Below are 24,513 nucleotides of genomic sequence, written 5' to 3'. Positions count from 1 at the left end.
CAGATCTGCAGGGGTTGATACAGGTCGAAGATGCAAGTTTTCAATCTCGCATTGTTCTTGCTGGAAGCGGTCATCTACTTCACCCTGATGACCGCCTTTCTTCATTTCCGGCGCGTGCTTGGCCTCGGGGTCTTTTTGACGGCACTCGGCGTCATGCACTTCATGGAGACCTACCTCGCAGCGGTCTTTTATGTCGAGCTTCCCTTCGGAACCGTTTCCCCTGGCTCCTCGATCTTCTTTGCCGGCAAGTTGATGATGATCCTGCTCCTTTACCTGAAGGAGGACGCAGCAGTCGTGCGCCAGCCGATCTACGGGCTCTTTCTGGGAAATCTCCTGACGGTCGGCATAGCCCAGTTCGTGCAGCTTCATGACGTCACCACCCTGCCAGCCGGCCGGCCCGTCGATGTCGGCTTTCTGAACGAGATGGGGTGGCTGATGGTGTGGGGCACTGGCCTGCTTTATCTCGATGCGATCGGCATCATCCTGCTTTATGAGCGGCTGGGACGTCTCTTCCGCAACTCCGTCGTTCTCAGGTTCGCCGTCAGCGGTGCGGCCGTTCTGACATTCGACCAATTCGGCTTCTACGCAGCCCTCAACATGCTTTTCGATGCGCCTCTCTCCGTCCTCCTCGGAGGCTGGTACGCCAAGCTCGTTGCGGTGGTCGTCTATTCCCTGCTTTTTGCGATCTACCTCAAGATCGACCAGAAACCGCGGCCGGCCCGGGCGACACGGGAGATCTCCGATATCTTCAATGACCTGACCTTCCGCGAGCGTTATCAGGCGCTGCTCGCCAAGAGCGGAGTCGATGGATTGACCGGCGTCCTGGACCGTAGCCGCCTGGAGGCGGATGCGCCGCGGCTGATCCGCAACTGCCTTGACGCCGGCCGGGCGCTGAGCCTCGTGATTGTCGACGTCGACAGGTTCAAGGACGTGAATGACCGCTTCGGTCACCTGAAGGGGGACGAAATCCTGAAGGACGTGGCGGGCCGGCTGCAGATCGGCTCCCGGCCGACCGACCACCTGTCTCGCTTCGGCGGTGAAGAATTCGTGCTGATCCTTCCGGACACCGATCATAACGGCGCCCTGATGCTTGCCGACCGCCTGCGTATCGAAATCGGCCGAATGGTGAAGCGGCCGGACGGACAACCGGTAACCGCATCCTTTGGGGTCGCTACGGCACCTGAAGACGGTTTCATTCTCGAGGCGCTTCTGTCCTGCGCGGACGAGCGGCTCTACAGGGCAAAAAATGACGGCCGGAACAACGTTCACGGCCGTCTCGGCAGGCTCGCCTCGTCGGAGGCGGGGACGGAGGCTTAGGCCGCGAGAGCGAGCTCCGAAGTCTTCGCGGTGGCGTCGGAAATGGCCTTGTCGAAGGCTTCCGGACCGAATGCCGTGCCTTCCACATAAATGACTTCGATGTCGGTCATCCCCATGAAGCCCAGAACTGTCTTCAGGTAGGGTACCGCGTGGTTCATGCCCGCGGCAGGACCTTCGGAATAGACGCCGGCGGCGGAGAGGACGATATAGACCTTCTTGCCGGTGGCGAGACCGATCGGGCCGCTTTCCGTGTAACGGAAGGTCTGGCCGGCGCGGGCGACATTGTCGATCCAGGATTTCAGCGTCGAATAGATATTGAAGTTGATGAGGCCGGTGGCGAGCACGACGGTGTCGGCCGCGAGCAGCTCGGCGACAAGCTTGTCGGAGTACTCGGCAGCGGCAGCCTCTTCCGGCGTGCGGTCCTGCGGAGCCTTGCGGATTGCGGCCGTCGAGACGATATCGAGGTGCGGGATCGGGTCGGTTCCAAGGTCGCGATGAATGACGGACTCGTCCGGTTTGCGGGCCTGCAGCTTCTCAACGAATTCCGAGGCGATCTTGGTGGAAAGCGACTCGGCGCGCGGGCTGGAGGTGACGAGGAGAATGGTCATGGGGCATTCCTTACTGCTCTGGGAGGTCTGTTTTCGAGGTGGATCTCGTTCTCGACGCAGAAGATAGGCGTGGACGGCTATCGATAAAACGGAGATAATATCGAAGCTATCTATCGAAGATTTGGATGATGATATGGATGCCAATCCTACCCTGGACCAGTTGCAGGTCTTTCTGGCGGTTGCCGAAACCGGAAGCTTTTCGGCGGCGTCGCGGGCGCTGAACCGCGCCCAATCGGTGGTGAGTTATACGATCGCCAACCTCGAGGCTCAGCTGGAGATGCCGCTTTTCGAACGAAGTGGTGCCCGCCAACCGAAGTTGACGGATGCGGGCAGGGCGATGCTGACCGACGCGCGGCGTATTGTGGCCGACCTTCAGGTCATGCGGGCGCGCGCCAAGAGCATGAAGCAGGGGCTTGAAGCTGAAGTCTCGCTGGCGATCAGTGTCATGGTGCCCTCCGACGCCGTGGTAAGCGAATTGCGCGAGTTCCGCGAGCGGTTTCCGAGCGTCGCACTCAACCTGAATGTCGGCGAACTCGGCATGGTCATGGATATGGTGATGAGCGGTCGCGCCGATATCGGGCTGGGTGGTGCGCTTCTCAGGCACGACGACACGATCATCGCAGAGAAGATCGGCTATTCCTTCCTGATCCCGGTCGCATCGCCCGACCATCCGCTGGCAAGGCTGAACCGGCCGCTGACGGTGTCCGATGTGCGGGAGGAAATACAGTTGGTCGTCACCGACGCGTCGGAACTGACCAAGGGCCGCGACTTCAATGTGCTTTCCTACAAGACCTGGCGGGTCAGCGATATTGCGACCAAGCATCAGCTCATCAGGGGCGGTCTCGGCTGGGGCGGCTTGCCCGCCTCCGTTGTTGCCAGGGATATCCTGGATGTCAGACTGGTTGCGCTGAAGCTCGATGCATACGAGCAGGGGGAGTACCCGCTCTATGCGATGCGCAAGGCTTCCAATCCGCCGGGGCCTGCGGGTCAATGGTTGATCGACACCTTCCAGCGTCGGCTTTCCTCGTGCCCGAGTCATGAGGAACTATCGGACATGTTGGGTCTGGACGCGCCGCACGAAATGCAGGACGCGGCGGAATAAGTCGCGAAACAGGCCGACGGGAGATGGGATATCAAGTCTGCGGCAGGTTCAAAGCCATTCGATGCGCTTCAGCAGCCATAGGGTGCCCGCGGAGATGGCTGCAATGAAGACGACGATGATCAGGAACGCCCAGGTGTCGTTGACACCGGGAATACCGCCGACATTCATGCCGAAGAGACCGGCGACGACGCTCGGCGGAAGGAGAAGTGCCGCCAATGCCGCGAGGCGGTTGGAGCTGCGTGCAATACGCTCGCCGATCACGGTCGACAGGTCGTCATGCAGAATGCTGGTGCGGTCGCGGATCGCATCAAGATATTCGATGAACCGCATCAGCTTGTCGATCACCTCGCGAAAGCGGAGCTTCTCCCGCTCCGTCAACCAGGGCGCATCGTCGTGTTCTATGCGATTGAGCGCGTCGCGTTGCGGCGACAGGTAACGGCGCAACTGCACGGAGCGGCGGCGCAGCAGCTTCAGCCTCTGGCGGACCTCGCCCGCTTCGCCCTGGAAGATCAGGTCGTCAAGTTCGTCGACCTCCTCATCCATACCGTCCAGTACGGGTTCCAGGTCGCGGACCAGCTTCTCGCTGACGAGCGCAAGAAGCTCCCCGGCCTGGCGCGGCCCTTTGCCGTTTTCCAGCGCCTTGCGGATGTCCCGCAAGGCCGTGATGTAATGGCCGCTGTCCCGCAGGGATACGAGACGGTGCTCGTCGACCCAGATATGCAGGGGTACGAGATCGATGTCAGGAGCAGGCTCCTGGGCTTCTTCCGGTGGAGATGCGCAGACACCTCTGAGGATGATCAGCAGACCGTCATCCACCGGCTCCACGCGCGGGCGTGAATCTTCCGCAAGAAGCGCTTCGGCCACCAGCGGGTCGAACCCGCCTTTCGTGTTTATCCATTCCGCCGCCGCGGGATGGTCGCGCTCGAAATGCAGCCAGATGATGCCGTCCTCCGGTTTCCAGGTGCAGGCCTGGGCGATGTTCAGCGTCCTGCAGCCGCCGTGACCGTCGAGCATGATCGCGAAGCGCAGCCCGGGTTCTTCTCCGTAGCTCGCGCCCGTCTTCACGTGTTCCAGCATCAGCCTCTTCCTCCCATGCGCGGCTTTCGGCGATTCTATCAGCAAATATGACACGAACGAAGAGGCGGAGCCGTCCTCGTCGGCCTGAGCGAATTGACGGGCTTCCAGGCTCTGCTATAACGGAGCCACGGTCTGCAGTTCACCGAGGCGTTGCCGTCCCGCAAGGGAAGCTAAACCTGCCAACCTTAAAGATGATCAGCACTTATCCCGTGCCGAAGTCGACAAGCCGGCGACCAGCGACAGCTTTTGAAGAGACGGCACGTTGAAGGATAAGACATGCCGAGATCCATCTTTCCGATGCAAATCGCCGACCTTTCGGCATTTGCCAAATCCATCCGTGAGCAGCTCGACAAACTCGACCAGAGGCCGAGCCACGTGGAGATGCTCAACCTGCTGACCCGCGCCGCCGGCTTCCGCAACTACCAGCATTTCCGCGCGGTGACACATGCTGCCGACGTCATCGAGCAATGGCGCCCGACATTGGATGAGACGCCTGCGCCTGACGAAGGGCGCGTATTGAAGACCGCCCGGCATTTCGACGAGGCAGGGCAGCTCATCCGTTGGCCGGGGAGGCGGGGGCTGCAGGAACTCTGCCTCTGGTACCTGTGGTCGAAGATACCGCCCGGCCGGGACTTTACCGAACGGCAGATCAGCGAATTTCTCAACAGCCTGCATCTCTTCGGCGATGCCGCCATGCTGCGCCGCGATCTCTTCGATTCCGGACTGGTCCAGCGGACCCGCGATGGCCGCGAATACCGCCGCATCGAGCAGAAGCCGGTGCCGGAGCTGAAGCTGTTGCTTCAGCGGATCGGCCAAAAAGCCGAGGCGGCCTGAGCGGTTTCTCCGATATGCTACATCGAGAGTGGTGAACACTTGGCCTGGTTCGCCCCTCCTGAAGAGATGAGCACGGGGGCTTTAGCCTTCCCGGCGGAAGCCCCGATACTCGTCGTCAGAGCTCGACCGAGCCCTGAATGCAGGATGTGACCTCGCCGCCGATCCAGATGTCGGGACTTTCCTGCCGCACATGCACGCGTCCGGCGCGGCCGAGCACCGTGCCCTGGGCCGCGATATAGTCGGACGGCGCGATGCCGGCGCCGATCAGCCACTGGGCGAAGCCGGCGTTCAGGCTGCCTGTCACGGGATCCTCCGTACCGCGGTTGCTGAAGGCGCGCACTTCGAACATGGCGTCGGCTCCGTCCTGTTCGGGGTCAAAGCGGCCTATGACGCCGACGCGAAGTCCCTTCAGCAGACTGTAGTCCGGCCGAACGGCCAGTACGTCTCTGCGGCTTGGCAACAGAAGTCCGATCCAGTCGGGACCGTTGTCGATCCAGTTCGCGTCTTCGATCAGGGTCGCCGGAATGCCAAGGCCGTGAGCGATGCGGTCAATCAGGGTCGGATCGACCGGCCCGCTCCGGTTCAAGGGTGGGGCCGCGAAAGAGAGGCGAGTGCCGTCATGGCGAATACGCACGAGGCCCGCGCCGCATTCCTGGACGATGTACCCGGATGGTGACTTGCCCGAATGCGCCAGCCAGACATGGCAACTGCCGAGCGTCGGATGCCCGGCAAACGGCAGTTCCTGGATTGGCGTGAAAATCCGCACCCGGTAATCCGCCTCGGCCTTGCTTGGCTCCATCAGGAATGTCGTTTCGCTTAGGTTGGTCCAATTGGCGAAAGCCTGCATTTGCTCGTCGGAAAGATCGTCGGCCCCGACGACCACGGCAAGCGGATTGCCACGCATCGGCCGGCTGGAAAAGACATCGACCTGCTGGAATGAAAATCGGGGCATCAGCGTTCCTGTTGATTGCCTGTTCTGTCCGGAAAGAAAGACGGCAGCCCCAAAGGCTGCCGTAGCATTTTCGCGTGTTGGGATTATCGCCTACAGCACCAGCCGGAACTTGGCGAAACCGTTGGCGCCGTCGCCGGCGTCCTCGATCTTGGCGCCCTTGACCGCGGACGCAAACTGGCGGGCCTTCGGGCCGGTCTCGAAGATTGCCGATGTGCCCGGCAGTGGCTTGAACGACCAGTTAGCATCGGCGGACGGATTGATCGTGCCCTGTTCGACGATGTAGCGGACGATCACGTCGCGGTTGGTGTCGGGTGCCACGAAGATCACCTTGTCGCCGGCGATCTCGGGGAATTTGCCGCCGCCACCAGCGCGGTAATTATTTGTGGCGACGACGAATTTTTGAGCCGGATCGATCGGCTTGCCGTCGAACTTGAGGTCCACGATGCGGTTGGCGTTCGGGTTCACGAGCTTACCGTCCTTGTCGAAACGGGTCGGCTGCGACAGGTCGATCTGGTAGGTCACGCCGTCGATGACGTCGTAGTTGTAGGATGGGAAGCTGTCGTTGAGCAGCGGAGCGTCCTTCGAACCGGCCGATACCTGGTTGAACATGCCGGCCGACATTTCCAGCCAGTTCTTCACCTGCTCGCCGGTGATTAGCACCGCCTGAACAGTGTTCGGGTAGAGATAGAGGTCGGCAACGTTCTTGATGGCGATGTCACCTGCCGGAACGTCGGTGAAATATTCCGCGCCGCCGCGTCCGCCGGCCTTGAAAGGAGCCGCTGCCGAAAGAATCGGCAAATCCTTGTATTGGCCATCCTTCAGCATGTCCTTGATGTACCAAGTCTGTGCGTTGGAGACGATCTGGATGGACGGATCGTCGGCAACCAGCGCAAAATAGGAGTAGAGAGGAGCCGAGGTCTTGCCGACCGGGCGACGGATATAGGCAAGCGTCGCCTCGTGCTCTTCCTTGACGGCGGCGGTGACCTCCGGCTTGTCCTTGGCGTCGGCAACGACTTTGCGGTTCTCGTCGCGGTGGTAGATCGGCCGGGCTTCGGAGGTCGAATCGACGATCTTCCAGCTGTTGCCGTCCTTTTCGATGAGCAGGTCGATCAGACCCATATGCGAGCCCCAGAAGCCGCCCATGACGGCGGGCTTGCCCATCAGCGTGCCTTTCTTGGCGTCTGCCCCGGCGATACCCTCAAAATCCTTCGGGCCGGGGAAGACGAGATGCTGGTGGCCGGTGAAGACCGCGTCGATGCCCTGGACGCCGGCAAGATAGAGAGAGGCGTTTTCCATCCGTTCGCTCTGGCCGGTGCCGTCGATCCCGGAATGGGACAGCGCGATGACGATGTCGGCGCCTTCCTCCTTCATGACCGGCACCCAGGCCTTGGCCGCGTCGACGATATCGCGGGTCTGCGCCTTGCCTTCGAGATTCTTTGCATCCCAGACCATGATCTGCGGCGGCACGAAGCCAATGAAGCCGACCTTGATCGGGCTCGTCGCGCCCGAGCCGTCACGGATCTGCTTTTCGACGATCACATAGGGTTTCAGGAAAAGCTCGTCCTTCTTGGGATCGGAAGCGAGCTGGCCCTTCGTCAGGTTGGCGCAGACATAGGGGAAGCCGGCGCCGGCGAGCACCTTGAACATGAAGTCGAGGCCGTAGTTGAATTCGTGGTTGCCGAGCGTGCCGGCATCGTAGCCGAGCACGTTCATCGCCTTGACGACCGGATGCTTGTCGCCTTCCTTCATGCCGCGCTCATAGGCCATGTAATCGCCCATGGGATTGCCCTGCAGGAAATCGCCGTTGTCGATGAGCATGGAGTTTCCGGCTTCGGCGCGGATGGCGTCGATGATCGAGGCGGTGCGGGCAAGTCCCATCGTGTCGTTCGGCTTGTCGCCGTAATAGTCGTAAGGGAAGACGTGGACGTGGATGTCGGTCGTTTCCATGATGCGCAGATGCGCCTGGTTGCCGGCCGCGCGAGCCGCAAACGGATGCAGCATCACGAGCGCCGACGACGCGGCGATACCGCCAAGAAGCGAACGGCGGGTCATGGGTTGAAAGCCGGCTAAGAACGACATGGACATTTCCCTCTCTGGTCATTGACTGAAACCAGATTAGCGAAATCGCACGCGCTTGCATCAGTAAAATGACAGGGGAAACGCATCCTTGGAGGAGAGCGGGCTATGCCCTTCGTCCGCCGCTAGTCACCGGATGATGACAGGCTTCACCTCTTTATGGAAGAAACGGAAATAGGAGGAAACCTGGGCGGCGGCATTCGAATTCGGCCGGAACTGAATGCCGAGGCGACCGCGATGGCACCATTTTACGATGCCTTCGAGAATGCCGAGTTCCTCGCTCTCGACCTTGATCGTGCTGCCATTGGCGGCATGGAACGGCCCGCCGAGATCGAGCGCCATGCCGGTCGCGGAAAGATCGACGACACGGCCCTTGGCTTCCTGATTGTAATACCTCACCGTCCCATAAATTCGTGTCTTCTGGCGAGCCGCACTGCGGCTCTTCATGCCGATGGTCTTGCTGAGCATGGCGTCCTCAACGGTTAATCCTCGCAGCCGGGATAGCAGAGAAAAGTTGAGGGCGGTTTAGGCGGAACCGTAAAACTCGACGGAACGTGGTTCAGAGTCCCACATTGGGGCGGTCGATTATTTCGCGCAGCGCGAAACTCGAATTGATCTTGACCACATGGGGCAGTGCCGACAGCCAGTCGCGGTGAATCCGCTCGTAATCCTCCAGGTCCTTGGCGGCTACCCGCAAGATATAATCGTATTCGCCGGACATCAGATAGCAGACCAGCACATTGGGGCAGAGTTTCACCGCTGCCTCGAACTCGGTCAGCGTCTTGGCAAACTGACCCGACAGCGAGATGTGGACGATGACCATCATCTTGTACTCGAGCGCCTTGTTCGACAGGCGCGCATGGTAGCCGCTGATGGTCCCGTTCTTTTCCAGGATGTCGAGGCGGCGCGAACAGGCCGACGGCGACAGCCCCACCCTGTCGGCAAGCTCCGCATTGGAGATGCGGCCGTTATCCTGAAGGGTCCGCATTATCGCAAGATCAATGGCATCAAGCGCGCTCATTCGAAGCTTTCCCGAAAAAATTCTGTTCCTTGCAATAATCTGCGAAAATTCTGCTTTTCGCAATTCGTCTTCGCAAGGACATTCCGCAGGTTCTCTGGTTTGCTGTGAGTTGGGAACATCAACAGGCGAAAGCCACGAACAGAGAGGAACGCTGCATGCGTGTCGGGTGCCCGAAGGAAATCAAAAATCATGAATACCGTGTGGGCCTGACGCCCGGCGCGGTACGCGAATATGTGGCGCATGGACATGAGGTCTTCATCGAAACCAAGGCAGGCGCCGGCATCGGCGCGGATGATGCCGCCTATATCGCAGCCGGCGCCAAGATCGTCGGCACGGCGAAAGAGATTTTCGAAAAATCCGACATGGTCGTGAAGGTCAAGGAGCCGCAGCCGGCGGAATGGGCGCAGCTCCGTGACGGTCAGCTTCTTTATACCTATCTCCACCTCGCTCCTGATCCGGAACAGACCAAGGGCCTGCTCGCGTCCGGTGTCACGGCCGTCGCTTACGAGACGGTTACCGACGAGCGCGGCGGTCTTCCGCTTCTGGCGCCGATGTCGGAAGTGGCCGGGCGGCTTGCGATCCAGGCAGGCGCGACTGCGCTGCAGAAGGCCAATGGCGGCCGCGGTATCCTTCTTGGCGGCGTGCCGGGCGTCTTGCCGGCCAAGGTTGCAGTCATCGGTGGCGGCGTCGTCGGCCTGCATGCGGCCAAGATGGCAGCGGGCCTTGGTGCCGACGTTACCATTATCGACCGCTCGCTGCCGAGGCTTCGCCAGCTCGACGATATCTTCAACGGCCGCGTCCACACGCGCTACTCGACGATCGACGCGGTCGAGGAAGAAGTCTTCTCCGCCGATCTCATCATCGGTGCAGTGCTTATCCCAGGTGCAGCTGCGCCAAAACTCGTCAGTCGTGAGATGCTCTCCGGCATGAAGCGGGGCGCGGTCATGGTCGACGTTGCGATCGACCAGGGCGGCTGCTTCGAGACCTCGCATGCAACCACCCATTCCGAGCCAACCTACGAGGTCGATGGCATCGTTCATTATTGCGTGGCCAACATGCCCGGCGCCGTGCCGGTGACGTCTGCGCATGCCTTAAACAATGCGACCCTCCAGCACGGGCTTGCCCTTGCCGACCGTGGGCTGCGGGCGATTGCGGAAGATCGGCACCTGCGCAACGGCCTCAACGTCCACAAGGGCCGGGTGACCAACAAGCCGGTTGCCGAAGCCCTGGGTTACGAAGCTTTCGCACCGGAAAGTCTGCTCAACGTAGCGTGAGGGGTCGATCGGATTTAGATATATCTAAACAGATCGAGCAGCCTGAAATACTCAAATATCGTGGGGCTGAAGGCGCCGAACTTAAAGGTCCGGCGCCTTTTTCGTAATTTTTGCAAAAAGATATGATTTAGATATATCATAAATCTTGACGGCGGTTCGATCCTATCCTAGCTTTAGATATATCGAAAGATGATCTAAGGAGATGAAGATGTTCAAGCACCGGTTTGATGGACGGAATGGCTGCGGCGAACGCGGCGGTCGCAGGGGTTTTGAGGAAATGTTCGCAGCGCGCGCCTTTGGCGGCGGATTTGGCCGCGGTCCCGGAGGCCGCGGCGGCCCGGGTGGTCGCGGTTTCGGCGACGAAGGTGACGGCCGCATCGGCCGGTTTTTGATGCAGGGCGATCTGCGCCTGGTGGTTCTCGCGCTGATCGAAAAGGAGCCGCGCCATGGCTACGAGATCATCAAGCACATAGAGGATCTGACATACGGCTTTTATGCACCAAGCCCGGGGGTCATCTATCCGACCCTGACTTATCTCGAAGAGGCGGGTTATGTGGTCGCCGAAGCCGACGGCAACAAGAAGCGTTACGCGATCACGGACGAGGGCCGGAAATTTCTCGATGAGAACCGGAGCTTCGCGGCGACGATTCTCGACCGGCTTTCGCAGCTCGCCGAGCGCATCAAGCAGCGGCAGGAACGGCACGAGCGGGGCAGGGACGGGGGCCCGACTTTGCCACGCAGCGTCGATGCTGCCATGCTGAACCTGCGGGAGACGATCGCCCGCAAGCTCGAAGCGGATGAGAAGAAGGGCAGTGAAATCGTTCGGCTGCTGCTCGACTTTGCCGAAAACCTTGAACGCGGCGACGATCAACCCGGCAACATCCAGAACTGACGGCAGCAGGCGCGCCTGCAACCTCGACCGGCGCGCCTTTAACGTTCAGATCGCCGTTGCCGCATCGGCGAAAGCCGGCGTTGTCACCTTATCTATTCGACATTGATAACAATTGTTGCGCGCCGAACGGACATGCACATAGGCGATGTCATCGCGGGCGAGCAGTTCTTCGGCACGCGACGCGATCCTTTCCGTCGGCGTCACCGCACCGCTGCCATAGACGATGCGGTCTTCGTGGCTGTAGCCGCGAACGATGTAGTCGCTGCTCGACAGCATCGGTGGGATGATCTCGTCGGCTGCATAACGTTCGCACGGTTGCCTGTGCAGGAAGATTGGTCCGGTCTCCGCATAAGGCTGCAACGCCGGGAAGGGCCGATAAGCGAGCACAAAAAGTTCCTCGCCCGCATCGATATTCTTCAGACAATGGCGGCATGGATAGCCGGGGCCATCGGAGATCATTGTTTCGGGCTGCCGCCCGTAGGCGTCTAGGCCGCCGTTCCAGAGATGTTCGGCATCTGCGGCGGGCATGGCGATGAAGGCGACGGTCATGGCAAACTCCTTCTTGGATCTGCCTTTGAATGCTCCCGAACGGATCGGGAAACCACCCGTTTCTTGCCTGAACTCAGGCGTCCAGCGCCTTGAGCAATTCCGCATCCGTCATCGGCGTCACCAGCGCCTCATAGGTGGAAACCGGCGAGAAGCCCATCATCTGGTAGAGCTGCAGGGCGCGCGGGTGATCGAGCGTGTTGGTGGTGACCGTCACCTTCTGCGGATTGTCCTGCCAGGCGATATAGAGCGCCTGCAGCAGAAACCATTTGCCGATGCCAAGCCCGATCGCTCGTTCGAACAGGCCGAAATAGGAGAGTTCGACGACCTCGTCGCTTTGCTTGGCCAGTTCGAAGAAACCTGCCGGCGCTCCATGGACATAGAGTACGGTGACGGAGACGCGCGGATCGTGGATCGCCGCGGCAAGTTCCTCGTCGCTTAGCTTGAGCCGATTATACCAGTGCCAGCGCTTGCCCACCTGCCGGTAGAGATAACGGTAATAATGCAGCGGAATGTCGGTCGCGCGGATGATTGCCGTCTGGAGATTGACAGGCACCGGCAGGCTGGCCTTCGGCGGTGCAGTCATTTCCAGTTGCGTGACATGGGCCTTGAGCGGTGCTGGCTTCCTTGCCATCGGCTTATGCCACTTTGGAAGCGGGCGGTCCGGTGACGACCGGCGCGTCTTCGCGGCTGCCCCATTCCGTCCAGGACCCGTCATAAAGCGCGTTGTCCTCATGACCGAGCGATTCGAGCGCAAGCGTGATGATCGCTGCGGTGATCCCCGAACCGCAGCTCGTCACGACCGGCCGGCCGAAATCGATGCCCGCACCCTCGATCGCCTCTCTGAGTTCCGGCAGGGAGCGCAGCTTGCCGTTCACGGAGAACGTACCGGAAGGAAGGCTGCGGGCGCCGGGCATATGGCCGGATCGCAGGCCCGCGCGGGGCTCGGGTTCGGTTCCGGCGAAGCGTCCGGCCGAACGGGCGTCGGCGATCTGTCGCGAGCCGTCGCTGACGATCGAGAGCATCGTCTGAAAATCGATTACCTTATCCACCCGGAAGTTGGTTTTGAATGTCACCGCTTCCGGCTTCGGGAGGACTGTTTCGAGCGGTCTACCTTCCGCCTTCCAGCCGTCAAGTCCGCCATCCAGGATGAAGACGTTTTGAGCTCCCATGGTGCGGAAGAGCCACCAGCCGCGCGGCGCCGAGAAGATGCCGGGACCGTCGTAGATGACGATCCGGTCTGTCTCGCGGATTCCCATCTTGCCGACGGTCTCGGCAAACACCTCGGGTGAAGGTACCATGTGCGGCAGCCCGCTCGAGTGGTCGGCGACCTTGTCGTGGTCGAAGCGGACGGCGCCAGGAATGTGGCCGGCAGCATATTCCGCATCGGCATCGCGGTTTTGCGCGGCCAGATAAAAGGAGGCGTCGACGATCTTCAGGTCAGGGCTGCCGAGGTGGCTCTGAAGCCATTCGGACGAAACGACGAAACGGCTGGTTCCGCTCATGTAACTCTCCCTCGGGCCGAGATCAGCCCTCTGTGCCGGGCTCGCCGAACCGGATGCGGAAACGACGGTTCTCCTTGCCCTTCTTTTCGATCTTGGCGATGTGAATCGCGCCGACCTCCTGCGTTTCGGAGACATGTGTGCCGCCGCAAGGCTGGCTGTCAATGCTGGAGTTTTCGCCGATGCAGATCAGGCTGACGCGGCCCATGCCCATCGGCGGCCGGACGTTCTTGGATTTGACGATGCCGGGATTGGCCGCGAGCTCCTCGTCGGTGATCCATTGCACATAGACGGGGTGGTTCTGGCCGACGAGTTCCATCAGCCTTGCCGTTACCTCGTCCTTGTCGATCGTTTCGCTCATGTCGAAGTCGACGCGCGATTCCTCCTCGCCGACCGCTGCACCGGTGATCGGATACTGGCAGACGACGGAAAGCAGGTGGCAGGCGGTGTGCATGCGCATCAGCCTGTAGCGGCGCGGCCAGTCGACATGCAGCGTCAGCTTCTCGCCGACGAGGAGTTGCGGCTCGCCTTCGAGCGGCACATGGATGACGATGTCCTTGGCGGCTCCGTGCTTCGTCTGGCCGAGCTGAATTTTTGTCCCGTCGGCACGTTCGAGGAAGCCGGTATCGCCGGGCTGGCCCCCCGAGGTCGCGTAGAAGCAGGTCCGGTCGAGTTCTATGCCGCCGTCCTCGTGGATAGCCGTCACCACCGCTTCGGCCGTCGAAAGGTAGAAGTCGTCGCGATAGAGGATTTCAACGGGCATAGGTCACTCGATCATCTGTATCAGGCGGTCTGGAAGGGGACGGAAATGTGCCGCTTTTGGGTAAGCCATGCGGGAACCGGCAAGCCCTTCGATTTCAGGAAATCGGGATTGAAGAGCTTCGACTGATAGCGGTTGCCGTAATCGCAGAGGATCGTCACGATCGTGTGGCCGGGGCCGAGGTCGCGCGCAAGCCGGATGGCGCCGGCAATATTGATGCCGGTCGATCCGCCGAGGCAGAGGCCTTCCTTCTCGACGAGGTCGAAGATCAAGGGCAGGGCTTCGGCATCCGGAATGCGATAGGCGAAATCGGGTGTGAAGCCTTCGAGATTGGCGGTAATGCGGCCCTGGCCGATACCCTCCGTGATGGAGGATCCTTCCGATTTAAGCTCGCCATGGGCGTAATACTCGTAGAGGGCGGCGCCCTCGGGATCGGCGATGCCGATCTTGACATTGGGTTTTTTCGCCCGGAGACCCTTGGCGACACCTGCGAGCGTGCCGCCGGAGCCGACAGCGCAGATGAACCCGTCGACCTTGCCGTTGGTCTGCTCCCAGATTTCCGGTGCGGTCGTCTCAACGTGGGCTTCCCGGTTGGCGACATTGTCGAACTGATTGGCCCAGATGGCCCCGGCAGGCTCGCTTTTGGCAAGTTCTTCCGCGAGACGCCCGGAAATCTTCACGTAGTTGTTGGGATTTTTATAAGGAACCGCAGGCACCTCCACCAGTTCGGCGCCGAATAGCTTCAGCGCATCCTTCTTTTCCTGGCTCTGGGTTTCCGGAATGACGATAACCGTGCGGTAACCGAGCGCCTTGGCGACCAGCGTCAGGCCGATCCCTGTATTGCCTGCGGTCCCCTCGACGATCACGCCGCCCGGCCGCAGCAGTCCCTTCTTCTCCGCTTCGCGGATGATGTAGAGTGCCGCGCGATCCTTGACCGACTGGCCGGGATTGAGGAATTCGGCCTTTCCGAAAATCTCACAGCCGGTCGCTTCGGAAGCACCTTTCAATCGGATAAGGGGCGTATTGCCGATCACGTCGAGGACGGAGGAATGGGAGGTCATCGGGCTACCTTGTTGTTCCATGCTGATTTAAGACCGGTCTTTTCGGCGGGCAAGCGTCGGAGAGCAAGAAATTCTGTTTCCGGAAAGAGTGGACCCCGGTAAAATCCATCTTCGGTTGATGAAAGACCGCGGGCGGGCGGTTGCCGCGCGATCGAGGGGCCGGTCGCCGCGCCCCGGGGGTCCCCTGAGATTTGAGATTTTAATATCACGGAAACAGTAATCCAAAACCGCTGCCGTACGTATATCAATTCGATTGAAGCCCATACTGAACCGTGTCATTCATGATTTTCGCGCAGCGTGAATTTCACTTACGAACTGGCCTTTGGACATGCTGCTGAACCTGGAGAGGTTAGACCTTCTTATCGCACACTACGTGGCCGGCGCTCTTCCGAAACCGGCCGATGTGCTTGTCGGGTCTTATCTGGAAATGCAAGCTGCGGCGGCGCGCCTTGCAAGTCTGCTCGAGGGAATAGCCGGTGAGGTTTTGGCCGGCAGCGAACCGCTTGCAATGTCAAATCGGGATCAGAGCCTCGAAAAGATCTTCCTCTCACGCCCGCCCGTGATCGCAAGCGAAAAGTCCCAATATTCCCGATCCGGTCTTCCCTCCCTCCTGCAATCCTATGCGGGGGGCGATCTTGCGGACATCCCATGGCGAACACGGCTGCCGGGATTCCGGCAGTATGTCATCGAAAAATCCAAGGACGTGGAAGCCAGTCTTCTCTGGCTGCGCCCGGGTAGGGCCATTCCCCACCATGGGCATAAGGGACTGGAACTGACGCTGGTGATCGAGGGCGAGTTCCACGACCATCGGGGCCGGTTTGCAGCTGGGGATGTTTCTGTCGCTGATGAAACGCTGGATCATCGGCCCGTCGCGGCAAGCCGCGCACCGTGCATCTGCTTTTCCATCCTGTTCGCGCCGATTTCTCTTTCCGGTCGGATACCGAGATTGGTGGGCGATATTCTCGGCATATGAGCGGCAAAGAAAAAGCCGGCATTCACCGGCTTGACGTCTAGTTCAGGTGAAGCTGCGCTTCACTGACTGCCTGCTCGAATTGCTGGCGCGCTTCCTCCGGTGATCTGCGGCCGTCGAGCGCGGCCCGGCAGATGCTGCGTGCCTTGACGAAATGCGGTCCGCGCATATCCGGCCACCGATCGGTCAATAAAGCCAACGCCTCGAAAGGTCCGTTGATGACCTCTGTTCCGAGATGGCCGAATGCAACGCGAACCGGCTTTTGCCAGCTTGTCTGCGGCATGTGTGTCTCCTCCCTGGATACCAACCATAACAAACGCGCAACGCCTGAAACGGTTCCTTCCGCCTACGCATAAAAATTTGCACCCGCTGATCGCTATTGTCTATCCGAAAATGCCGGCAGGCCAGTAGAGCGGGAGTAGGATGTAGTCTGACATTGCTTGCCTCTTCAGGCGCCGAGTCAGGTCCCGATCATTTCCTTGCAGGCGACGAAGAATGGTTGCTATGAGGCCCTGAAGAGTGATCGCGGGAGAGGCGCCATGCAGGAACGATTTCTCATCCAGGGACCGAGCAATTCCAGCGTCACGATCCTTTTGGCGCATGGCGCCGGCGCACCGATGGATTCGGCCTCCATGACTGCGGCGGCAGATGCTCTCGCCTCCCAAGGTTTTCGCGTCGCCCGCTTCGAGTTCGGCTACATGAGAGCCCGCCGGACGTCCGGCGAGCGAAAGCCGCCGCCGAAAGCGGAAACCCTCAATCCGGAATACGGGGCTGCGATCAACGAAATCGGCAATACGGAAAGATTGATTATCGGCGGAAAGTCCATGGGCGGCAGGGTCGCCAGCATGATCGCTGACAACCTCTATGCCGAAAGCAAGGTGGCGGGGCTCCTTTGCCTTGGTTATCCCTTTCATCCACCCGGCAAGCCGGATCAGCTTCGCACGCAGCATCTCAAGGCTCTGAAGACGCCCGCGCTGATATGCCAGGGGACGCGCGACGAATTCGGCACGCGGGAAGAGGTCTCCGGCTACCAGTTATCCGACAGCATCGAAATCCTCTGGCTGGAGGATGGCGATCACGACCTCAAGCCGCGCAAGACGATCTCCGGCTTCTCGACAGCCGATCACCTCGCCACAATGGCGCAGATGGTCCGGGCCTGGGCGGACCAGCTAAAACTTTAGCCTCAAGCAATCCGCGGTCGTCAGACATTTTTGGCAGTGATCGAACCGTGGGCGCGTTGGGTCACCGGGTGGTGAGGCGCCTCCTCGACAGACTTTGTTTCTTCCCGTTTGATGTTACGTACTATTTAGTACAAAATGTTTTGGCACGAATGCAGGCCTATTGCAGCGGCTGCGTGGCATGGCGGATGGATTTGGAGGAGTGGCGAGCGATGAAGACCTCGATAGCGACGGTATCGATCAGCGGTGAGTTGCCTGAGAAGCTTGAGGCGATTGCGAGAGCCGGGTTTGACGGGGTTGAGATCTTCGAGAACGACTTTCTGGCGTTTGACGGGTCGCCTGCGGATGTCGGGAAGATGGTTCGCGATTATGGGCTGACGATCACCCTGTTCCAGCCGTTCCGCGATTTCGAGGGCATGCCGGAGCCGCTGCGGGGGCGCACCTTCGACCGGGCCGAGCGCAAGTTCGACGTCATGCAGGAGCTCGGCACCGATCTTCTCTTGGTCTGCTCGAATGTCTCGCCGGTGTCGCTTGGCGGCATCGAGCGGGCGGCAGCCGATTTCCACGAGCTCGGCGAGCGAGCGGCCGCCCGCGGCCTGAAGGTCGGCTACGAGGCGCTCGCCTGGGGCCGGCATATCAGCGACCACCGCGACGCCTGGGAGATCGTCCGGCGCGCCGATCATCCAAATATCGGCCTCATCCTCGACAGTTTCCACACCCTGTCGAAGAAGATCGACATCAATTCGATCCGCTCGATCCCGAAGGACAAGATCTTCATCGTGCAGCTTGCCGATGCGCCGCTGATCGACATGGACCTGCTCTACTGGTCCAGACATTTCCGCAACATGCCGGGCGAGGGCGATCTTCCGGTGAGGGAGTTTACCGCCGCCGTCGCCGAAACCGGTTATGACGGCTATTTCTCGCTGGAGATCTTCAACGACCAGTTCCGCGGCGGACAGGCCCGGGCGATTGCCGCCGACGGCTACCGCTCGCTGATCTATCTCGGCGACCGGGTGCGCCGCAGCAGCCCCGGTGCGGCCAGCCTTCCGGTGCCGGCGATGCCGGACCGGGCAAGGGTCGAGGGCGTCGGTTTCGTGGAATTTTCCGCCGACGAGAAGGACGCTGCCGATCTCGTTGCGATTCTGAAGACGCTCGGCTTTCGAAGGACCGGCGTCCACAGGACGAAGAAGGTCGGCCTGTTTGAGCAAGGCGGCATCCGGCTTCTCGTCAATACCGAGGACCGGGGATTTGCCGGTGCCTCGTTTGCGGTGCATGGCACCTCGGCCTATGCGACGGCGCTTGTCGTCGACGATGCGCAGGCAGCACTTGCGCGCGCCATGGCGCTCGGCGCCGAACCGTTCATCCAGCCGGTCGGCCCCGGCGAGGTGGAGATCCCGGCGATCCGCGGCGTCGGCGGCGGGCTGATCTACCTGCTCGACGACAGAAGCGAACTCGGCCGCTTTTCCGAGATCGACTTTATCCCGGTCGACGACGAGGCAGGGGCCGGGACAAGAACAGGGGCAGGGACAGAGCCAGAGGCTGAGGCCGTGGTGCCGGCGCATCTTACCCATGTCGACCACATCGCCCAGACGGTCGCCTACGAGGAAATGCCGACCTGGCTTTTGTTCTACACGGCGATCTTCGAGATGCAGAAGACGCCGATGGTCGACATCATCGATCCGGCCGGCGTGGTGCGCAGCCAGGTGGTGGAAAACGCCTCGGGCACGCTGAGAATCACCCTGAACGGGGCGGAGAACCGCCGCACGCTCGCCGGCCATTTCATCGCCGAGACATTCGGCTCCGGCATCCAGCATCTGGCTTTTTCCACAGACGACATCTTCAAAACCGCCGAGGCGCTCAAGCAGAACGGCTTTCGGCCGCTTGCCATCTCGCCCAACTATTACGGCGACGTGGAGGCCCGCTTCGGGCTCGACCCGGCGCTCACCGAAAGGCTGAAGGCTGACAACATCCTCTACGACCGCGACGACAACGGCGAATATTTCCAGCTCTACAGCATGACCTATGGCGAGGGCTTCTTCTTCGAAATCGTCGAACGGCGCGGCTACAAAGGCTACGGCGCCCCAAACGCAATCTTCCGCATCGCAGCGCTCAAAAAACAGATGCGACCCGAGGGCATGCCGAAAGCCTGAGCCACCGTGGATAAGGTGGGCCGAAAACGACAAAAGCGCGCCATTGGCGCGCTTTTGTTCAGAAACTGGCTCCCCGGGCCGGATTCGAACCGGCGACCTGTCGATTAACAGTCGAATGCTCTACCGCTGAGCTACCAGGGATCAACCGCTCGGTGGCGGCGTGAGCGGGGTAATACAAATGCTTTGCCGTTTTGCCAAGCGCTTTTTGCAAAAAAATCGAACTTGGTTGTTTTATCCCCGTTTAAGCCCCATCTGCTCGGGAAAGCAGCCTTCAAGGAATAAGGAGAATGAGCTCTGGTGACTGAAGAGCGGAAGTCGACGAGATTCGGAATGGACCCCCAGAGCGGCAAGCTGGCGTTTGGCAGCTGGCAGATTCCGATGCCTCGCTCTCGTATCGGCCGCGTCGGCATCGGCCTGACGCTGATCGTCGGCGGAACGCTCGGCTTTCTGCCGGTGCTGGGCTTCTGGATGCTGCCGCTCGGTTTTCTGGTTCTCTCACACGACCTGCCCATCGTCCGGCGCAAGCGTCGCCGTATCGCCGTCTGGTGGGCGAGGCGAAAGGCCAGCAAGGCTGACAGGTGAAGCGGGTGGGCTCTTATCAGCTCAGCAGCGACGCCAAGCCCTGGCCGGCGCTGAAGGCCGCATAGGCGAGTACGCCGAAATAGATCACCGTGATCACGTTGAAGAGATAGCCGCCCAGCACGATCAGGCCGTCGCGCTGGATCATCCCGGTGGACAAGAGAAGGATCGCGATCCCCGGCAACGTGTTCGAGAACGGGATGAGGCCGAGCGGGAACATCAGCAATATGCCGGCCAGGGTGATCGCAAGTCCGTTCAGCCGGTTCATGAACCTGCCCGTCGTGAGCGCCGAGAGGCGCGGCTTCAGGAAACGGTCGAGCCGCGAAACGATATTGACGCCCTTTTCCAGGGCGGGCACGAGCTTCTTCGTGTCGAGCTGACGGTCGAGGATCTTCTTCGGCAGCCAGGGCAAGCGGTTTGCGGTAATCGCCAGGCTGATCAGAATGATGGCTGCGCCAAAAACGGTGCTGACGCCTGGAATCGAAACAGGAATGAGGAAGGGCAGCGAGGCGACGGCGCAGATGAGCAGAAGGCCCTGTTCGCCCACGGCATCCATCAGTTCGCGCAGTGTAACCGACTGGCCCCTGATCCCGTTGATGAGCTGCCGCAGTGTGCCGCTCAAAGAAGTGGAGGTGTCCTCAAATTCGATGCTTCCGTCCAAGCTGATGCTCCGCGCAGTCTCCGTCGGGTCGGATGCATAGCAGCATTCGGCATGTGAGCAAAGGCCGCGCACCCGCAGAGGCGGTATCGCAGGGTGAGAGCCGTGGGTTTCGTCGCGGCAGCCGTTCTACTTCGAAGCCATCCAGTGGTCATAGGCGCCGCAGGCCAGCACGACAGCAAGGATCGCCACCACGACAGGATTAAGCGCTGTCATGAATTCCAGATATTGCATGTCGGTCTCCTCCTACCGCATGTCCGCCCGACATCTCCCAATGGGCAATATAAGAATTCTAACACCCTTTTAGTCGCCTCGCTACTTTAGGATTCTTGCAACGAAAGCGGCGCATCCTCTTGGGAATCGCTGTGTAAAAGACGTGGGGCAAAGAAGATGTTCCGAGTGATCGAGGGCGGGATGGGCGCAGGCCCGTCACCGATTTCCTATGAGACCGCTGACGAGGTGCCGACGCGGGACGACGTGTTGCGGGAGGCCGAGAGGCGGCGCAGGGCAACGGGTTACGACAGGTGGCGCAACCGGGAGCAGCTCACGGGAATCCCGATCCCGCGCGAGATCAGCTACCTCGCAATGCAAATCGGCTACGCAGCGGAAGCTATCGGCAGATTGGCCGAGATTCCCGCCGACTTCCGCGCGGACATCTACTGGCCGGCGTGATCGGCGCCGGCAGGTGCATCAGAATAATGTCATGAAGAGATGACCGACATACATGATGCCGACAAGCGACGCTATGGTCGCGCACGCCGCTACGGCGTCGGAGACAGTGAGCTTCATACTGTTTATCGCCATCATGGCGATCCTTCTCATAAGGATATTGATGGCAACATCGCCATCGCTCACCGAATTTAAGCAAAACCTTTAAAGAAGCTCTTGATAACCATGGTTAACATCCGCTTCGTCGCAAGACATCCGTAACCTTTCGGCACGTGCACTCATCGCTGCCGCCGAAGCGGATCGCTTTGGGGGCTCGCTGATCAGCTCAGCATTTTTGCCTCTATGCTCGCAAGGACGAAGGTTTCCCGAACCTTTTCCAGAGGGATCTTTCGCTGCAGCCCGGCTGCGCATTCCTTGAGAGCCTGGAGGTAATACGTGCCTTCCCGGATCGGCCAGCGCCAGTTGAGATAATCAAGCGCTTCCCTGGGGCCTCGTATCATTTCAGGAAATCCGTATCCGATACGCACTCTGACAGGAGCACTCCACAGAACTTCATCGACTTCTGTTGCCTTACTCATCATTCCACACCTTGGCATTGCGGCGCGAAAACTCACGAGGCGAGGATTGGTTCCCCTACGGCGGCAAATTTTGATGCACGTGATTTGATGCTGGAGGAGGTGTCCGAAGTAATCAATTTTTGAAGACCGTGCAGGGGACACCCGCGGATCTGACGCGCGTGCAGAGGTCGGTTGCCTCGGCTCTGGTCGCTTTTCCGATTCTCGCGGCATAGCGGGGGCGAGAGCCGAAATTTCCGCCTTTTTGCCGGACGATGAGAGGACGTTCGTCGCTGAGGGCGGGTGGAAGTCTCGTTATTGCATTGGCGAAGAGCCGGTTGGCGACGTGCGGATTATAATGTGCGGACAGTTGCACGCCCCACGGCGCCCAGTCGGCTCCACTCAGCAGAACCGGCTCATTGAGGTTCCTCGTCTCGGCGAGCGTGACGCAGCCGTCCATGAAGGATTTTTCGGCCGCAAGGGGAGGGGCCGGCTTGTCGGGAGGAGCATCTCTCCAGGTCTCCACGGGATATCCCGTTATCGCAAACACATAGTCGCGCGTTTCGATCGGCAGGCGACCAAGCTTCAGGAATGTCTCCAGTCCGCTTTCGCCTGCGTTGTAGGCCGCCGCCGCCAGTCCGAGATTTCCGAACCGGTTCCGCAGGTCGTCGAGATAGCGGGAAGATGCCGTCAGCGCCTCGATCGCGTCGAAGCTGTTCTGCAGTCCGCGCAACCTGGCGGTTCCCGGCATGAACTGGGCAATTCCCTCGGCGCCCTTATGGCTGACGGCACCGGGCCTGAACAGGCTTTCGCGCCAGATAAGCCGCGCGAAGAACTCGGGTGGTAGGTTGCTGTCCGCCGCCGTATGCTCCAGGACCTTGCAAAGGTCATGATTGAAGCTTTTGGCGCGGATGCATAAAGGAGGCCCCCCGCCTTCCGCGCCTCGTTCGTAAAGGCACCGGTCCTCCGCTGCTTCCTCGGCCACAGCATCGCCGTAGCCCGGAAGCGGCACCACGCTCAGCGCCAATGCGCAGATGCTCCGCAGAACCCGAGAGCTCATAACCAACCTCAGCGGACCGCCGTCCAACGTTGACTGCGCGGCGATAATGCCAAAAGGACGGATGAAGAGAAACTACTTATCCGCAGGGCTGCTTTCGCTTGATTTTCGAGGCGTTGCGGGAAACGGGACGCGAACCGCAATCAGCGATGAAAAAACGGCGACATTCGGCATGAACCCGCTTGCGCCATCATTCGATTCGTTCTAAACGCCCGACACCACTCGCTCTTTATGCGTACGGACGGCCTCGTGGCGGAGTGGTGACGCAGAGGACTGCAAATCCTTGCACCCGAGTTCGATTCTCGGCGAGGCCTCCATTCTCCTTACAATCACAACAATCCGATCTTTCTTTTCGATCAAGTATTTACCATGCCGTTTTGTGTGCGGTGCAATATGGTTAATTTTTAACTTTCTCCCTCTAGGCTTGGAACAGAACGGCCTGTTCATTGCTTTATGCGCCGAACGGAGGGAAAGCGACATGATCACCAGACTTATCACCGTCCATCGCCAGCCGGCCAATGAGGGCGAAGGTACGGGTACCTTCGCCGATGGCATCTTTCCGCTGACCTCTGCCGAACAATCTGCCTTCGACAGGGATCACGGTCTGCGCACCTCCTATACCCGGGACTACGTCGTTGTCCGCCGTCTGGACGAGGCGCCGCGCGCCTACGCGTGACCCGTCTCGTTCCGGCCGGCGCTCCCCCGCGTTCCGAAATCCCCTGCGCTTTTTTGCCTCGAAGACCCGCAATGTCTTGAAAGCGGAACGCGCCGTCAGTAAGACGGGACACGAACCGCGCCTGGCGCCGGATGATTTGGGACGACTGAGATGATGGATTTCGAAGCAGCACGTACGAAGATGGTCGAGAACCAGATCCGCACCACCGATGTTACGTCGCATTCGGTTCTGCGGGCGTTTTACAACGTCCCCCGTGAAGCATTCGTGCCCGCCAAGGCCAAGTCTCTCGCTTATATCGATACAGACATCGAAGTGGCGCCCGGACGGTACCTGATGGAGGCTTCGCCGCTCGCCAAGCTTCTGCAGCTCGCAGCCGTGACCAAAAACGATGTCGTACTCGAAGTGGGTACGGGTAGCGGATATGCAACCGCCATCCTGTCGCAACTGGCCGGGTCGGTAATCTCGATCGAGGTCGACGGGGCGCTGGCGGAACAGGCAACCCGGACCCTGTCGTCGCTTGGCCATGACAATGTCGCGGTGGTGACCGGGCAATTGCAGAACGGCTATGCGAGTGAAGCGCCCTATGACCTGATCTTTGTCAACGGGGCCGTCGAGGAGGTGCCGCCCGCGCTTCTCGACCAGCTCCGGGACGGGGGGCGTCTGGTGGCCGTCGTCGGTTACGGGAACGCAGCCCAGGCAAAGGTTCTCGTGAAAGAACAAGGTGTGATCTCCGAAAGCTCCTATTTCAACGCGTCCGTGAAAGCGCTGCCGGGCTTTCACAAGGCGAAGGAATTCGTCTTCTGATCGGTCGGATAATTCCATCGTGAAAGCAGAGCCGAGCAAGCGGCTCTTTTGCTGTTTGGGGCAGGGTTCATTTGGCCTGTTTTAGAAGAGTGTGACATACGGGATTCACATCCCCAACAAAACTGTGTATCGGTAGAGCGCCTGGGGCACTTGTCATTGTTTCCAGCCCCCCCAACACCTTAAGCTAACCGCGATT

General features: G+C 60.3%; 27 protein-coding genes and 2 tRNA genes. 13 read left to right on the top strand and 16 right to left on the bottom strand.

Annotation, left to right across the window (positions count from 1 at the left end):
* Window positions 1–30: 30 nt before the first annotated feature.
* The gene (locus EDE09_RS25155; protein WP_112796757.1) at window positions 31–1,317 is read left to right on the top strand and encodes a GGDEF domain-containing protein; all 1,287 of its coding nucleotides are present in this window, start codon (window positions 31–33) and stop codon (window positions 1,315–1,317) included.
* On the opposite strand, the gene EDE09_RS25150 is transcribed toward EDE09_RS25155, so the two are convergent.
* Window positions 1,314–1,925, bottom strand: a complete 612-nt coding sequence (locus tag EDE09_RS25150; RefSeq protein WP_112796759.1) for an FMN-dependent NADH-azoreductase — start codon at window positions 1,923–1,925, stop codon at window positions 1,314–1,316. The genes EDE09_RS25155 and EDE09_RS25150 overlap by 4 nt on opposite strands.
* Before the next feature lie 133 nt (window positions 1,926–2,058).
* Here EDE09_RS25150 and EDE09_RS25145 point away from each other — a divergent pair, with 133 nt between their 5' ends.
* Window positions 2,059–3,027 carry a LysR family transcriptional regulator gene (locus tag EDE09_RS25145; RefSeq protein WP_112796761.1) on the top strand — a complete coding sequence of 323 codons (969 nt, stop codon included), beginning with the start codon at window positions 2,059–2,061 and terminating at the stop codon, window positions 3,025–3,027.
* A gap of 48 nt (window positions 3,028–3,075) precedes the next feature.
* Here EDE09_RS25145 and EDE09_RS25140 read toward each other — a convergent pair whose 3' ends face one another.
* Complete coding sequence (locus EDE09_RS25140) at window positions 3,076–4,104, bottom strand: CorA family divalent cation transporter (RefSeq protein ID WP_105374578.1); 1,029 nt, start codon at window positions 4,102–4,104, stop codon at window positions 3,076–3,078.
* Window positions 4,105–4,380: 276 nt separating this feature from the next.
* On the opposite strand from EDE09_RS25140, the gene EDE09_RS25135 reads away from it, so the two are divergent.
* A complete protein-coding gene (locus EDE09_RS25135) occupies window positions 4,381–4,938 on the top strand; it encodes a DUF2087 domain-containing protein (RefSeq protein WP_112796765.1) in 558 nt (185 codons plus the stop codon).
* Between the two features lie 115 nt (window positions 4,939–5,053).
* On the opposite strand, the gene EDE09_RS25130 is transcribed toward EDE09_RS25135, so the two are convergent.
* From EDE09_RS25130 to EDE09_RS25115, 4 genes are all read right to left on the bottom strand, one after another.
* Complete coding sequence (locus EDE09_RS25130; protein ID WP_132413203.1) at window positions 5,054–5,890, bottom strand: PhzF family phenazine biosynthesis protein; 837 nt, start codon at window positions 5,888–5,890, stop codon at window positions 5,054–5,056.
* Between the two features lie 90 nt (window positions 5,891–5,980).
* Window positions 5,981–7,969, bottom strand: coding sequence for a bifunctional 2',3'-cyclic-nucleotide 2'-phosphodiesterase/3'-nucleotidase (locus tag EDE09_RS25125; RefSeq protein WP_112796769.1), 1,989 nt, complete (start codon window positions 7,967–7,969; stop codon window positions 5,981–5,983).
* Window positions 7,970–8,095: 126 nt separating this feature from the next.
* Window positions 8,096–8,434: a PilZ domain-containing protein gene (locus EDE09_RS25120; RefSeq protein WP_112796771.1), complete on the bottom strand. Its 339-nt coding sequence runs from the start codon at window positions 8,432–8,434 to the stop codon at window positions 8,096–8,098.
* A gap of 91 nt (window positions 8,435–8,525) precedes the next feature.
* A complete protein-coding gene (locus tag EDE09_RS25115) occupies window positions 8,526–8,987 on the bottom strand; it encodes an Lrp/AsnC family transcriptional regulator (RefSeq protein WP_112796773.1) in 462 nt (153 codons plus the stop codon).
* A 155-nt stretch (window positions 8,988–9,142) separates the two neighbouring features.
* Here EDE09_RS25115 and ald point away from each other — a divergent pair, with 155 nt between their 5' ends.
* Both ald and EDE09_RS25105 read left to right on the top strand, forming a co-directional pair.
* Window positions 9,143–10,261 carry an alanine dehydrogenase gene (gene ald, locus EDE09_RS25110; RefSeq protein ID WP_112796775.1) on the top strand — a complete coding sequence of 373 codons (1,119 nt, stop codon included), beginning with the start codon at window positions 9,143–9,145 and terminating at the stop codon, window positions 10,259–10,261.
* 208 nt (window positions 10,262–10,469) lie between these two features.
* Window positions 10,470–11,153 (top strand): PadR family transcriptional regulator, encoded by a 684-nt coding sequence (locus tag EDE09_RS25105; RefSeq protein WP_112796798.1) that lies wholly within the window; start codon window positions 10,470–10,472, stop codon window positions 11,151–11,153.
* Window positions 11,154–11,198: 45 nt separating this feature from the next.
* Here the strand turns inward: EDE09_RS25105 and EDE09_RS25100 are convergent, their stop codons facing one another.
* The 5 genes from EDE09_RS25100 to EDE09_RS25080 form a co-directional block, all read right to left on the bottom strand.
* Window positions 11,199–11,702 (bottom strand): DUF1203 domain-containing protein, encoded by a 504-nt coding sequence (locus EDE09_RS25100; RefSeq protein WP_112796778.1) that lies wholly within the window; start codon window positions 11,700–11,702, stop codon window positions 11,199–11,201.
* A 73-nt stretch (window positions 11,703–11,775) separates the two neighbouring features.
* On the bottom strand, window positions 11,776–12,333 hold the full coding sequence (locus EDE09_RS25095) for a GNAT family N-acetyltransferase (RefSeq protein ID WP_105374587.1): 558 nt from the start codon (window positions 12,331–12,333) through the stop codon (window positions 11,776–11,778).
* 4 nt (window positions 12,334–12,337) lie between these two features.
* The gene (sseA, locus tag EDE09_RS25090) at window positions 12,338–13,204 is read right to left on the bottom strand and encodes a 3-mercaptopyruvate sulfurtransferase (protein WP_112796780.1); all 867 of its coding nucleotides are present in this window, start codon (window positions 13,202–13,204) and stop codon (window positions 12,338–12,340) included.
* Between the two features lie 22 nt (window positions 13,205–13,226).
* Window positions 13,227–13,964, bottom strand: a complete 738-nt coding sequence (locus EDE09_RS25085; RefSeq protein WP_112796782.1) for an alanyl-tRNA editing protein — start codon at window positions 13,962–13,964, stop codon at window positions 13,227–13,229.
* 20 nt (window positions 13,965–13,984) lie between these two features.
* Window positions 13,985–15,022 (bottom strand): cysteine synthase A, encoded by a 1,038-nt coding sequence (locus EDE09_RS25080; RefSeq protein WP_112796784.1) that lies wholly within the window; start codon window positions 15,020–15,022, stop codon window positions 13,985–13,987.
* A 328-nt stretch (window positions 15,023–15,350) separates the two neighbouring features.
* On the opposite strand from EDE09_RS25080, the gene EDE09_RS25075 reads away from it, so the two are divergent.
* Complete coding sequence (locus tag EDE09_RS25075) at window positions 15,351–15,995, top strand: ChrR family anti-sigma-E factor (protein WP_112796786.1); 645 nt, start codon at window positions 15,351–15,353, stop codon at window positions 15,993–15,995.
* Between the two features lie 37 nt (window positions 15,996–16,032).
* Here EDE09_RS25075 and EDE09_RS25070 read toward each other — a convergent pair whose 3' ends face one another.
* Entirely contained in the window at window positions 16,033–16,275 is a 243-nt protein-coding gene (locus EDE09_RS25070) for a DUF982 domain-containing protein (RefSeq protein ID WP_112796788.1), read from the bottom strand.
* A gap of 256 nt (window positions 16,276–16,531) precedes the next feature.
* Here EDE09_RS25070 and EDE09_RS25065 point away from each other — a divergent pair, with 256 nt between their 5' ends.
* Together EDE09_RS25065 and EDE09_RS25060 are read left to right on the top strand one after the other, a co-directional pair.
* A complete protein-coding gene (locus tag EDE09_RS25065) occupies window positions 16,532–17,173 on the top strand; it encodes an alpha/beta family hydrolase (RefSeq protein ID WP_132413201.1) in 642 nt (213 codons plus the stop codon).
* Between the two features lie 209 nt (window positions 17,174–17,382).
* On the top strand, window positions 17,383–19,320 hold the full coding sequence (locus EDE09_RS25060) for a sugar phosphate isomerase/epimerase and 4-hydroxyphenylpyruvate domain-containing protein (protein WP_132413199.1): 1,938 nt from the start codon (window positions 17,383–17,385) through the stop codon (window positions 19,318–19,320).
* Window positions 19,321–19,386: 66 nt separating this feature from the next.
* Here the strand turns inward: EDE09_RS25060 and EDE09_RS25055 are convergent.
* A tRNA-Asn gene (locus EDE09_RS25055) sits at window positions 19,387–19,461 on the bottom strand.
* A 189-nt stretch (window positions 19,462–19,650) separates the two neighbouring features.
* Here EDE09_RS25055 and EDE09_RS25050 point away from each other — a divergent pair.
* Window positions 19,651–19,902 (top strand): hypothetical protein, encoded by a 252-nt coding sequence (locus EDE09_RS25050; protein ID WP_205839385.1) that lies wholly within the window; start codon window positions 19,651–19,653, stop codon window positions 19,900–19,902.
* 16 nt (window positions 19,903–19,918) lie between these two features.
* Here EDE09_RS25050 and EDE09_RS25045 read toward each other — a convergent pair whose 3' ends face one another.
* Complete coding sequence (locus tag EDE09_RS25045) at window positions 19,919–20,560, bottom strand: exopolysaccharide biosynthesis protein (RefSeq protein ID WP_112800213.1); 642 nt, start codon at window positions 20,558–20,560, stop codon at window positions 19,919–19,921.
* Between the two features lie 387 nt (window positions 20,561–20,947).
* Here EDE09_RS25045 and EDE09_RS25040 point away from each other — a divergent pair, with 387 nt between their 5' ends.
* Window positions 20,948–21,229 (top strand): hypothetical protein, encoded by a 282-nt coding sequence (locus EDE09_RS25040; protein ID WP_105374845.1) that lies wholly within the window; start codon window positions 20,948–20,950, stop codon window positions 21,227–21,229.
* Window positions 21,230–21,546: 317 nt separating this feature from the next.
* On the opposite strand, the gene EDE09_RS28365 is transcribed toward EDE09_RS25040, so the two are convergent.
* Together EDE09_RS28365 and EDE09_RS25030 are read right to left on the bottom strand one after the other, a co-directional pair.
* Window positions 21,547–21,804, bottom strand: a complete 258-nt coding sequence (locus tag EDE09_RS28365; protein WP_157949122.1) for a DUF982 domain-containing protein — start codon at window positions 21,802–21,804, stop codon at window positions 21,547–21,549.
* A gap of 112 nt (window positions 21,805–21,916) precedes the next feature.
* On the bottom strand, window positions 21,917–22,840 hold the full coding sequence (locus EDE09_RS25030) for a lytic transglycosylase domain-containing protein (RefSeq protein ID WP_112800215.1): 924 nt from the start codon (window positions 22,838–22,840) through the stop codon (window positions 21,917–21,919).
* A gap of 240 nt (window positions 22,841–23,080) precedes the next feature.
* Between EDE09_RS25030 and EDE09_RS25025 the strand changes: the two genes are divergently transcribed.
* The 3 genes from EDE09_RS25025 (at window position 23,081) to EDE09_RS25015 (ending at window position 24,317) form a co-directional block, all read left to right on the top strand.
* A tRNA-Cys gene (locus tag EDE09_RS25025) sits at window positions 23,081–23,154 on the top strand.
* A gap of 161 nt (window positions 23,155–23,315) precedes the next feature.
* Complete coding sequence (locus EDE09_RS25020) at window positions 23,316–23,513, top strand: hypothetical protein (protein ID WP_112800217.1); 198 nt, start codon at window positions 23,316–23,318, stop codon at window positions 23,511–23,513.
* Window positions 23,514–23,663: 150 nt separating this feature from the next.
* Window positions 23,664–24,317, top strand: a complete 654-nt coding sequence (locus EDE09_RS25015) for a protein-L-isoaspartate O-methyltransferase (protein ID WP_112800219.1) — start codon at window positions 23,664–23,666, stop codon at window positions 24,315–24,317.
* Window positions 24,318–24,513: the final 196 nt, after the last annotated feature.

It is taken from the genome of Neorhizobium sp. S3-V5DH, assembly GCF_004343065.1.
Taxonomy (GTDB): domain Bacteria; phylum Pseudomonadota; class Alphaproteobacteria; order Rhizobiales; family Rhizobiaceae; genus Neorhizobium; species Neorhizobium huautlense.
This window is presented reverse-complemented; position numbering and strand designations above follow the sequence as displayed.

Coding starts and splice junctions, on each gene's coding strand:
- EDE09_RS25070 (WP_112796788.1), bottom strand. CDS start 16,275: ATGCCGCAGACAAGCTGGCAAAAGCCGGTTCGCGTTGCATTCGGCCAT.
- sseA (WP_112796780.1), bottom strand. CDS start 13,204: ATGAGCGGAACCAGCCGTTTCGTCGTTTCGTCCGAATGGCTTCAGAGC.
- EDE09_RS25085 (WP_112796782.1), bottom strand. CDS start 13,964: ATGCCCGTTGAAATCCTCTATCGCGACGACTTCTACCTTTCGACGGCC.
- EDE09_RS25150 (WP_112796759.1), bottom strand. CDS start 1,925: ATGACCATTCTCCTCGTCACCTCCAGCCCGCGCGCCGAGTCGCTTTCC.
- ald (WP_112796775.1), top strand. CDS start 9,143: ATGCGTGTCGGGTGCCCGAAGGAAATCAAAAATCATGAATACCGTGTG.
- EDE09_RS25120 (WP_112796771.1), bottom strand. CDS start 8,434: ATGCTCAGCAAGACCATCGGCATGAAGAGCCGCAGTGCGGCTCGCCAG.
- EDE09_RS25040 (WP_105374845.1), top strand. CDS start 20,948: ATGTTCCGAGTGATCGAGGGCGGGATGGGCGCAGGCCCGTCACCGATT.
- EDE09_RS25075 (WP_112796786.1), top strand. CDS start 15,351: ATGCTGCTGAACCTGGAGAGGTTAGACCTTCTTATCGCACACTACGTG.
- EDE09_RS25125 (WP_112796769.1), bottom strand. CDS start 7,969: ATGTCGTTCTTAGCCGGCTTTCAACCCATGACCCGCCGTTCGCTTCTT.
- EDE09_RS25020 (WP_112800217.1), top strand. CDS start 23,316: ATGATCACCAGACTTATCACCGTCCATCGCCAGCCGGCCAATGAGGGC.
- EDE09_RS25015 (WP_112800219.1), top strand. CDS start 23,664: ATGATGGATTTCGAAGCAGCACGTACGAAGATGGTCGAGAACCAGATC.
- EDE09_RS25115 (WP_112796773.1), bottom strand. CDS start 8,987: ATGAGCGCGCTTGATGCCATTGATCTTGCGATAATGCGGACCCTTCAG.
- EDE09_RS25140 (WP_105374578.1), bottom strand. CDS start 4,104: ATGCTGGAACACGTGAAGACGGGCGCGAGCTACGGAGAAGAACCCGGG.
- EDE09_RS25105 (WP_112796798.1), top strand. CDS start 10,470: ATGTTCAAGCACCGGTTTGATGGACGGAATGGCTGCGGCGAACGCGGC.
- EDE09_RS28365 (WP_157949122.1), bottom strand. CDS start 21,804: ATGAGTAAGGCAACAGAAGTCGATGAAGTTCTGTGGAGTGCTCCTGTC.
- EDE09_RS25050 (WP_205839385.1), top strand. CDS start 19,651: ATGGACCCCCAGAGCGGCAAGCTGGCGTTTGGCAGCTGGCAGATTCCG.
- EDE09_RS25065 (WP_132413201.1), top strand. CDS start 16,532: ATGCAGGAACGATTTCTCATCCAGGGACCGAGCAATTCCAGCGTCACG.
- EDE09_RS25145 (WP_112796761.1), top strand. CDS start 2,059: ATGGATGCCAATCCTACCCTGGACCAGTTGCAGGTCTTTCTGGCGGTT.
- EDE09_RS25135 (WP_112796765.1), top strand. CDS start 4,381: ATGCCGAGATCCATCTTTCCGATGCAAATCGCCGACCTTTCGGCATTT.
- EDE09_RS25080 (WP_112796784.1), bottom strand. CDS start 15,022: ATGACCTCCCATTCCTCCGTCCTCGACGTGATCGGCAATACGCCCCTT.
- EDE09_RS25095 (WP_105374587.1), bottom strand. CDS start 12,333: ATGGCAAGGAAGCCAGCACCGCTCAAGGCCCATGTCACGCAACTGGAA.
- EDE09_RS25130 (WP_132413203.1), bottom strand. CDS start 5,890: ATGCCCCGATTTTCATTCCAGCAGGTCGATGTCTTTTCCAGCCGGCCG.
- EDE09_RS25100 (WP_112796778.1), bottom strand. CDS start 11,702: ATGACCGTCGCCTTCATCGCCATGCCCGCCGCAGATGCCGAACATCTC.
- EDE09_RS25030 (WP_112800215.1), bottom strand. CDS start 22,840: ATGAGCTCTCGGGTTCTGCGGAGCATCTGCGCATTGGCGCTGAGCGTG.
- EDE09_RS25060 (WP_132413199.1), top strand. CDS start 17,383: ATGAAGACCTCGATAGCGACGGTATCGATCAGCGGTGAGTTGCCTGAG.
- EDE09_RS25155 (WP_112796757.1), top strand. CDS start 31: ATGCAAGTTTTCAATCTCGCATTGTTCTTGCTGGAAGCGGTCATCTAC.